Annotated in this window: 4 protein-coding genes and 2 pseudogenes; 3 read left to right on the top strand and 3 right to left on the bottom strand. The window is 63.9% G+C overall.

Going from position 1 to position 8644, the window contains the following annotated elements; all coding sequences use genetic code 11:
- A pseudogene (locus tag GSQ79_RS15875) lies at positions 1-277 on the bottom strand (cupin); the annotation flags it as partial.
- A 400-nt stretch (positions 278-677) separates the two neighbouring features.
- Between GSQ79_RS15875 and GSQ79_RS15870 the strand changes: the two are divergent.
- Complete coding sequence (locus GSQ79_RS15870; protein ID WP_158809670.1) at positions 678-902, top strand: DUF2171 domain-containing protein; 225 nt, start codon at positions 678-680, stop codon at positions 900-902.
- Positions 903-952: 50 nt separating this feature from the next.
- Here the strand turns inward: GSQ79_RS15870 and GSQ79_RS15865 are convergent, their stop codons facing one another.
- Positions 953-3211 carry a penicillin acylase family protein gene (locus GSQ79_RS15865; RefSeq protein ID WP_158809669.1) on the bottom strand — a complete coding sequence of 753 codons (2259 nt, stop codon included), beginning with the start codon at positions 3209-3211 and terminating at the stop codon, positions 953-955.
- Between the two features lie 94 nt (positions 3212-3305).
- On the bottom strand, positions 3306-5498 hold the full coding sequence (locus tag GSQ79_RS15860) for a TonB-dependent siderophore receptor (protein WP_158809668.1): 2193 nt from the start codon (positions 5496-5498) through the stop codon (positions 3306-3308).
- A gap of 566 nt (positions 5499-6064) precedes the next feature.
- Here GSQ79_RS15860 and GSQ79_RS15855 point away from each other — a divergent pair.
- Together GSQ79_RS15855 and GSQ79_RS15850 are read left to right on the top strand one after the other, a co-directional pair.
- Entirely contained in the window at positions 6065-8083 is a 2019-nt protein-coding gene (locus tag GSQ79_RS15855; RefSeq protein WP_158809667.1) for a PAS domain-containing sensor histidine kinase, read from the top strand.
- Between the two features lie 304 nt (positions 8084-8387).
- Positions 8388-8644: pseudogene (locus tag GSQ79_RS15850) on the top strand (methyl-accepting chemotaxis protein); the annotation flags it as partial.

Raw genomic sequence — 8644 nt, 5'->3', positions numbered from 1 at the left:
CACCGGCGCCCGCGACCTGATGGTGTTCGAGTTCGTCGCCGTACCAGACACCCGACAGTCCCTGGAGAATATGGATCGCCGTCTCATGCGATTCGTGTTTGTGCGCGCGCCCGATTTCGCCCGGCGGAATAGTGACGAATTGCATGTGGATGCCTTTTGCGCCGACACTTTCGGCGGAAATGGCCGGCGCATAGACGTGACCCTGCTTGCCTTTGAACGACGGGCCGGGGCGCACGACGCGCAGCCCTGTCGATCCATTTTTTGAGATGTCGGGCATGTCCTGCTCTCCCTATGCGGTCACGGCGTGGCGGAAGCCCTGCCGCCGCACGCGGACAGAGCATCGGCCCCCGCATCAGACCCGTACCGACGCGACGGCGGCAAAGCTGACCCGGCGATACATCGTCTCGCGGGGCCCCGTTTGCGGCGGTCGATGCGACATCGATCCCGTAGTTCCGATATACACCGTTCGGCACAGGCCTGCAAAACCCCGCAGCACGCCGATTTGCCCGAATGCACCTCGACCCGCGCGTTTTCCAAGGGCGAGCCGACGCCGGCATGTCAGAAACGGGCGAAGACGACGCTTACAGCCACGCTGCCCCTGTTACGGACACAGGAGCGGCGCCATATGCTTGCCTGATAGCGCGCGACGCCTATCGGCTCATTTTTAGGACGATCACATGGTGGATTACAGCACGATCAAGGAACACGCCGAAGTCATCGGCGCCGACGGGGTCCATGTCGGCACGGTCGACCATCTCGACGGTCACCGCATCAAGCTGACCAAGAAGGACTCGTCGGACAAGCATCACCATTACATTTCCGTCGGTCTGATCGCCGACATCGAGGACGGCAAGGTGCGGCTGTCCGCCAATGCGGACGTCGCGATCACCCTGGAAGATTGAGCACCCAGCGGCACCTGCCGCCGACGCGGCGGGTGCCGCTGCCTCTGAGATCATCCGGGATCGCGCGGGTGTAGGATCATGGCTAGCGCGACCGCCGCCTCGACCAGCGCCCTGGAATACAGCAGCGGCACCATTGCGGCGGCCCCTTCCCCGCCGATGCTCTGGTCGGGCACATTCTGCCATCGCGATTGGTCCCAGTCCGCCAAGTCGACGACGATGCGGAAGGATGCGCCCAGCTCGACGAATCCGGGGTCGCGGCCGCTTTTTCCCATATGGACCGTCGTGTCGTCGCCATTCCAGGCTGCCCCTGCGTGGAAGGACCGGCCAGGCCGCACATCGTCCTGGATGGCGTGGCGGAACAGGGCGCGGCGTTGCGGCTGGTGTCGCGCCGGATTTTCTGCGGCAGCATGCAGCGTATCGGTCAGAATCTCGGCGCGCCGCGGCGTGGGTAAAGCATCGAGCGTAGCGACGAGCGCCTCGGTCAAGACTTCGACGGAATCATCTTTGGGTTCGTCGACCAGAATTGCCATTGCCGGCTTGAGGACGTCCGCAAGCCAATGATGGAAGAAGCGGGTTTCAGGCGCGTCATTGGCGATCGTGCCATCCCAGTCCAGCAGCGCCTTTGCCGGCATCGGGAGCGCGGCGATGGCGGCCGGGTCGAGGCAGGCCCGGACGCGATCGAGAAGGTCCAGCGCCGCCACGGAGCGGATATCGTGCTGAAGCGCGATACTGTCCGCCACGGTGGCGTCGCCTGCCTGCCCCAACACCTCGTGAATGCGCCGCGCGCGAAAATTCTCGTACCATTCGTAGCTGAGCGGGGTCGCGGGGTCCCAGCCGTCCGGCAGGTTGAACTCGTTCGCCGACATGACGTAGCCGCACGCCGGATCGATGCGGGTCGGCAGGTGCGCGTTGGCGACGAAACCGGACCAGGGGTCGCCGACGCTGCGCTCCGGCACGACGCCCGAGCCCGGCCTGCGCTGCGGGATCGCTCCGGCGACGAACCAGCCGATCGCGCCGGCGACATCCGCGGTCACGTAGTTGACCGCCGGCAGGCGCCACTCCGCCAGCCGCGCTCGGACGTCGGCGACACGTCGGACGGTCGTCAGCGCGAGGCCGCCGAGATAGGGCGCAGCCCCCGGCTCCGACCAAACCGTGCGGAGGGCGATCCCGCTCCGTTTCATGGCGTCGAGGCGGAGAACCGCGCTCGTGCCGTAGGCAAACGTCCGGCATTCGAGCGGCGTGCCACCCCGAACGGCGATGCTGGAGACGTGTTCGACGATGGCCGGATGCGTGCCCGCGTCCTCCAGGTTGAAGGTGAACACGTCCTCCTGGTCGGCGGGGAAAATCGTCAGGCCGAAGGCGACGGCGCCGTTGTGCCCGATCGAAATCCCCGGCAAGGCCGGCTCGCCGCCGCCGATGATGGAAAAAGCCGGACAGCAGAGGTGCACGGCATAGCGCAGCGCCGGCGTCTGGAGAGCGCGATGCGGATCGTTGGCAAGCAGCGGCGCGCCCGAAGCCGTCTTGGCGCCGGACAGCACCCAGTTGTTCGAACCTTCGATGGGGCGCCCCGCGTCGGATTGCGGATCGCCGGCGGCTACGAACCGTTTTGGGTCGGCCCAGACTTCGATGTCGGCTTCCGTCGCGGCAAGACGCGCCCGCGTGATGATCACCGGAGCGGTGGCGAGTTCGAGCAGCGTGATCAGCGCCGCGCAGTCCGCGATGTCGCAAGGCGCCTCGGCGGCCGGCGGCGACGGCCGGAGGATGGCGCGAAGCCCGTCGATGGCGTCCCGCCCGTCGCGGCGCAAGGCGCAGCGCTGCAGTTCGGAGATGCCGTTGGCCGTCAAGGTATTGCTGCGAATGCGGACGATGTCCGCCGCAGACCAGCGCTGCGGCGTCACATCGAGCGTGCGAAACTCGTCCGGGAGCACGGCCTCGCCGCGGTCGATCAGATCGAGGTAGGCGTTGATGCCGCGGCAAAAGTCTTCGCAAATGGCCTTGGTGCCGGGATGATAGGCGGCCCACTCCGCCTCCATGTCGCCCTGGAAGAGGAACAGCCGGCTGGCACGGTCCTGCGCCACGAACCCGTAGCCGAAGGCCTCGGCCAGTTGCCCCAGGCCGCGGCGGCGCCAGAGATCGATCTGCCAGAGCCGGTGGCGCGCGGCATTGAAGCCCTGCGCGAAAAACAAGTCCGGCTCGTTGTCGGCATAGATGTGGGTGAGGCCGTGCCGATCGGTCAGCAGATGGGCCGGCTGGCGCAATCCGTCGACCAGGAGAGCGGACGATGCCGTGGTCTGCTGCGTGCCGCCCATGCTTGAACCTTCCAGGCGAGACCCTTTCGCGCCGGGGAAGGTGATAACGCGATTCCCCGGCCGTCGTCTTCCCGACGACCGGGTCGTCATGTCGTCAGAAATGCACGTCCATCTTCGCGTAGACAGTGCGCGGCTCGCCGACAAAGGCGCCGGCGCCGTTGGCGTTGGTGAAGTACAACTTGTTCGTGATGTTCTTCATGCCGATCGAAGCGTCCCATGTCGGTTTGGCGTAGGACAGCACCGCATCGAAGATCGTATAGGCCGGCACGGTTTCGGTGTTGAGCTGGTCGCCAAAGATCTTGTCGCGATACTGCATCCCGCCGCCGGCCTTGAAGCCGGTGAGGCCGCCGATCGCGAAGTCGTAGGTGCTCCAGATGTTGACGATATGCAGCGGCACACCGATCGGCTGCTTGCCGATGGCGGTCGGTGCGGACGGATTGTCGGTCAGCGATGCCGCCTGGTCCGTGACGTTGGCGACGACCTTCCATTCCGGCGTCACCGCCATCTGGAAATCGGCCTCGATGCCGCGTGTCTTCTGCGCATCGAAGACGCCGGTATCGCCGACCAGCGTAAAAACGTTGTTCCGCTGCACGTTGAAGCCGGCGACGGTCAAGGTCAGACGGTCTTCCAGGGCGGCGAATTTGACGCCCGCTTCATACTGCATCGCCGATTCCGGGTCATGGATGCCGGCCTGCGTCGCCTCCGAGCTGAAGTTCGCGAGATAGCTGCGCGCAACACCGACGAAGGGCGAGACGCCGGGCAGGATCTTGTAGAGCGCGCCGGCGCTCCAGCTGAACGGCGTGTCGATGCGGCGATAGGTATTGCCGGGCTCGATCAGCTGGTTGTTCTGGAACACCCGGCCCGGCACAAACTCCTCCGGCGTCAGCGACGTATCCCACCAATCCTCGCGCCCGGTCAGACGAACCTTGAACTTGTCGGTGACATCGATCTGATCGGCGGCATAGGCGCTGAGATAAGTGGCGTTGAGCTGATCGATGAAGCCGGAATGCGTGGCATCGCTCAAGAAGTTCAGGCCATTGACCGAGGCTTCCGGCACGTTCGGCGCGAAGACGTTGGCAATGTTCGGAAGGTCGGCGGTAGAGCGATTGGCGAACAGCATCTGACGACGCGCTTCGAAGCCGGTCAGCAGCGTGTGCTTGACGTCTCCGGTCGTAAACTTCCAGATCGGCTCGAGCTGATAGTCGAAGTCGTCGAGCGAATCGACCTGCTGGCGGAGCTGGCGCTTGGTGTCGGTGGTGCCGACGACCACCGATCCATCGCCGTTGCGCAGGATGCTCTCCGAGCGATGCACGTAGGAAAAGCGGTTATTGATCGTCAGATAATCCGTCACGTTCCAAACGTCGGAGAGCGCAGTGCGGACATAGTCCTGGTTGGCGTAGCCGAAGGGCGACGAGTAGTTGGTGTCGCGCGAGACGTTGATCGGGCTGCCCTGAAAATAGATCAGGCCTGCGGCGTCGGCCTTGTGCTCGATGTGACGGACATCGACGCTGAAGTTGAAAAGGTGATCCTCGTGGCTCCAGGAGAGTTCGGGGCGAAACTCGTAATCGGCGCTACGCAGGTTGCGGAACCCGTCGGAATGTTCGACCAGCGCGTCGACCCGAAAATTGAGCCCTGGCACGGTGGTGGTCGGGCCCGTCACGTAATAGTGCGACGACAAAGCATCGAAGCTGCCGAACTGCACGCCGGCGCCATAGGCCAGGATCGGCGAGGGCTGATAATGCACGATGTTGATCGAACCGCCGGGCGGTCCGCTGCCGAGCAATGCCGAGCCCGGGCCTTTCAACACTTCGATGCTTTGCACGCCGTTAAGCGAATGCGAGATATTGTTGCGCTGATCGCCGTCGGAAAATCCGTCGTTATAGACCTGCGGATTGAGACCGCGGATCAAAAGCCGATCGCCGAAGCCGAACCCGTCGCCGCCGCCCTGGCTGACACCGCTGACGTCGCGGATCGCAGCTTTAAGATCGGTGCCGCCCTGTTCCTTGACCACCTGCTGCGGGATGATGGTGATGCTCTGCGGCAGGTCCTCGAGCTTGGTGCCGGTCTTGCCGACGGTCGGCGCCTGCTGCAACGGTCGCGCATCCGTCTTGCCTATGGTTTGGACCACGACGTCCTCGAGAACGACCGCGTCTTCGGCCCGTGCCTCGCCGGCGCCGGCAAAGCAGGCGAGCGTCGACCCGACCAGCCACGCGCGGCGGCTCCGCCGCACCTTTGCGGCGACGTTAGACGACGAATCGTTGCAGTAACGAATAGAAGACGGCCACATGATCTAAACCTGCATGTACAACGCAAAACTAAACAGAAGCGTTCGAGACGCTATTGATGCAATGGATAGAAAGGCAGTCCTTATTATTGTCAATTGCGTTTAATTTGGAATTATTCCATATAGTAACGCAACGTTATCGCACTATAGATTAGAATCGTCCCAGAGTGCGACATAACGACAGCATCAGCATAGCGCGTGGGAAATTGTCCGTCGAAAAACGGCAGGCGTCACCGCTGTGACCGTAGCGAGGCGCTCACGGAAAGGTGTTGAAAAAGCGTCAAACCACGGGCGGCGACGCCGCGCACAGCGTGAAGGCAACGACAAACAGCGCGTTAGACCTTTGGAACAAGAGTCCGAATCGAGACGCTTGTTCGACCGCTGATCGTCCGGCGGATGCCCGTCGGTATTCACCGACGTCCAGGTGACCGCCATTCGATTTCGGGTTACCAGACAAAAAACGCCGCCGCTCAAGCCTGCCCCCATGGAAGGACGCAGCTCTGCTCGACATTCCGCAGCACGACCAGCCCGCGCTCGATTTTCTGAAGGGCGAGGGAGACACCGGCGCGATGATCCGTGCCTTCGACTGGGCGACGACGGCGCTCGGCGCGATTGAGGCCTGGCCGCAGAGCCTCAAGACCGCGGTCGGGATCGTCGTGCACTCGCCGGTGCCGATGGTTATGCTGTGGGGCGACGACGGCTTCATGATCTACAACGACGCCTATTCAAAATTCGCCGGCGGTCGCCATCCGCAGCTGCTCGGAAGCAAGGTGCGCGAGGGCTGGCCCGAGGTCGCCGATTTCAACGATCACGTCATGAAGATCGGCCTTGGCGGCGGGACGCTGGCCTACAAGGACCAGGAGCTCACGCTCTACCGCAACGGGGTCGCCGAGCAGGTTTGGATGAACCTGGATTATTCGCCTGTTTTCGACGAGAGCGGCAGACCGGCGGCCGTGATCGCCGTTGTCGTAGAAACCACGGCGCGGGTCCAGGCGGAAGCGCGCATCCGCGGGTTTGCCGCGGAACTCGAACTGCGGCTGCAACAGCGGACGGTCGAGCTCGATCGCGTCTGGCGCAATTCGCGCGATCTGCTGGTCGTGATCGGGGCGGACGGCATCTTCCGCACCGTCAACCCGGCCTGGACGGCCATTCTCGGTCATGACACCGCCGAGGTGATCGGCCACAGCTTTTTAGACTTCATCTGGTCCGAAGACGCCGCCAAGACGCAAAGCGGTCTCGAAACGGCCGCCACCACGCGGGACCTCAGTAATTTCGAGAATCGCTACCGCCACAAGGACGGCACGACGCGCTGGATCTCCTGGCACACCTCGGTCGAAGGCGATCTCGTCTACGCCTACGGCCGCGACGTCACCGCAAGCAAGGAACAGGCTTCGGCCCTGCTGCAGGCCGAGGAGCAGCTTCGCCAGGCCCAGAAGATGGAAGCGGTGGGCCAGCTCACCGGCGGCATCGCCCATGATTTCAACAACCTGCTGACCGGCGTCATCGGGTCGCTCGACATGATGCAACGGCGGATCAGTCAGGGGCGCACGGACCGGATCGAGCGCTACGCCACCGCGGCGATGACGTCTGCCAACCGGGCCGCAGCGCTGACCCATCGACTGCTCGCCTTTTCGCGCCGCCAGCCGCTCGATCCCAAGCCGACCAACGCCAACCGGCTGGTCAGCGGCATGGAGGAACTGCTGCGGCGGACCCTCGGCGAGGCGGTGCGTCTTGAGATCGTCACCGCCGGCGGTCTGTGGCAGACGCTCTGCGACCCCCATCAGCTCGAAAGCGCGATCCTCAACCTCGCCATCAACGCGCGGGACGCCATGCCGCTCGGCGGCAAGCTGACGATCGAGACCTGCAACGCCCATCTCGACAGCGCCTATGCCGCGAAGAGTCGGGACGTGCGCGCCGGCCAGTATATCTGCATCTGCGTGACCGATACCGGCACTGGCATGCCGCCCGACGTCATCGCGCGGGCCTTCGAGCCCTTCTTCACCACCAAGCCGATCGGCCAGGGCACGGGGCTCGGCCTGTCGATGATCTATGGCTTCACCCGCCAGTCCGAAGGCTACGCCAAGATCTATTCGGAGCTCGGCACAGGCACGACGATCAAGCTCTACCTGCCGCGCTACTACGGCCAAGTCGAGGACGCCGAGGACCGGCATGTCCAGTCCCTGGAAGAGCACCGCTCCGGGCACGGGGAAGTCGTGCTCGTCGTCGAGGACGAGACCGCGGTCCGCGACCTCGTCATCGATGTCCTGCAGGAGCTCGGCTATCGCGCCATCGAGGCGATCGACGGACCGTCCGGCTTAAAACTGCTGCAATCGGACATCCGCATCGACCTGCTCGTCACCGACGTGGGCCTGCCTGGCCTGAACGGGCGGCAGCTCGCCGACGCAGCACGCCAGAAGCGGACGCACCTCAAGGTTTTGTTTATGACCGGCTATGCCGAGAACGCGACAATCGCCAACGGCTTTCTCGAACCCGGCATGCAGATGATCACCAAGCCGTTCGCCATCGAGGCGCTTGCGACCCGCATCCGCGATATGATCGAGGCGGAGAAGCCCGCCAGCAGTTCATGAATTGACGAAACCGCTCCTTAAGCGACTATATTCAAGTATCGATTTATCGACAGCGTAGACGACCGCGTAATTCTTGACGCATTAGGATTAAAGAGATCGTGCGACAGCATGGAGCGCTTGTTGATAAGCGGATGCATGCGCGGTCGAGGCCGCGGAGCGTTGTCGCGGCTTCCGGAGCTGTCGCGAGCAGCCTTGTTAATCACCCATCGAAATTCTAGAACGACGGTCTGTTCGTCTGCTCTATACAGGTCGGGATCGCGACCTTCATAGAGATCGCGCGTCCGAACTCAGGCAGAGACTCCCAATGGCATTGGTCAAGACGTCCGCGCTGAGCGGCAAGAGCACGATCCGGACCGTCGCGCCGGCGGACGCGAGCGTGAGCCCCGTTTCGATCAAGGCCGCCGCGCAACGCCGTTCGCAGGACCGCTCGCGTGCGCGCCAGCAGAAGGCGGCCGAGCGGATCGGCGCGGCGACCGAAGAACTGGCGGCCGGCGTCGCGGAAGCCTCCGCTGCCGCCGAGCAGCTTCGTCGCTCGCTCGAGCAGATCGCCTCTGCCGCCGA

This window comes from Beijerinckia sp. L45 (assembly GCF_009765775.1).
GTDB lineage: Bacteria > Pseudomonadota > Alphaproteobacteria > Rhizobiales > Beijerinckiaceae > RH-AL1.
This window is presented reverse-complemented; position numbering and strand designations above follow the sequence as displayed.

Excerpts from the sequence above, each read along its gene's own strand:
- GSQ79_RS15865 (WP_158809669.1), bottom strand. The coding sequence starts at position 3,211 with ATGGGCGGCACGCAGCAGACCACGGCATCGTCCGCTCTCCTGGTCGAC.
- GSQ79_RS15860 (WP_158809668.1), bottom strand. The coding sequence starts at position 5,498 with ATGTGGCCGTCTTCTATTCGTTACTGCAACGATTCGTCGTCTAACGTC.
- GSQ79_RS15870 (WP_158809670.1), top strand. The coding sequence starts at position 678 with ATGGTGGATTACAGCACGATCAAGGAACACGCCGAAGTCATCGGCGCC.
- GSQ79_RS15855 (WP_158809667.1), top strand. The coding sequence starts at position 6,065 with ATGATCCGTGCCTTCGACTGGGCGACGACGGCGCTCGGCGCGATTGAG.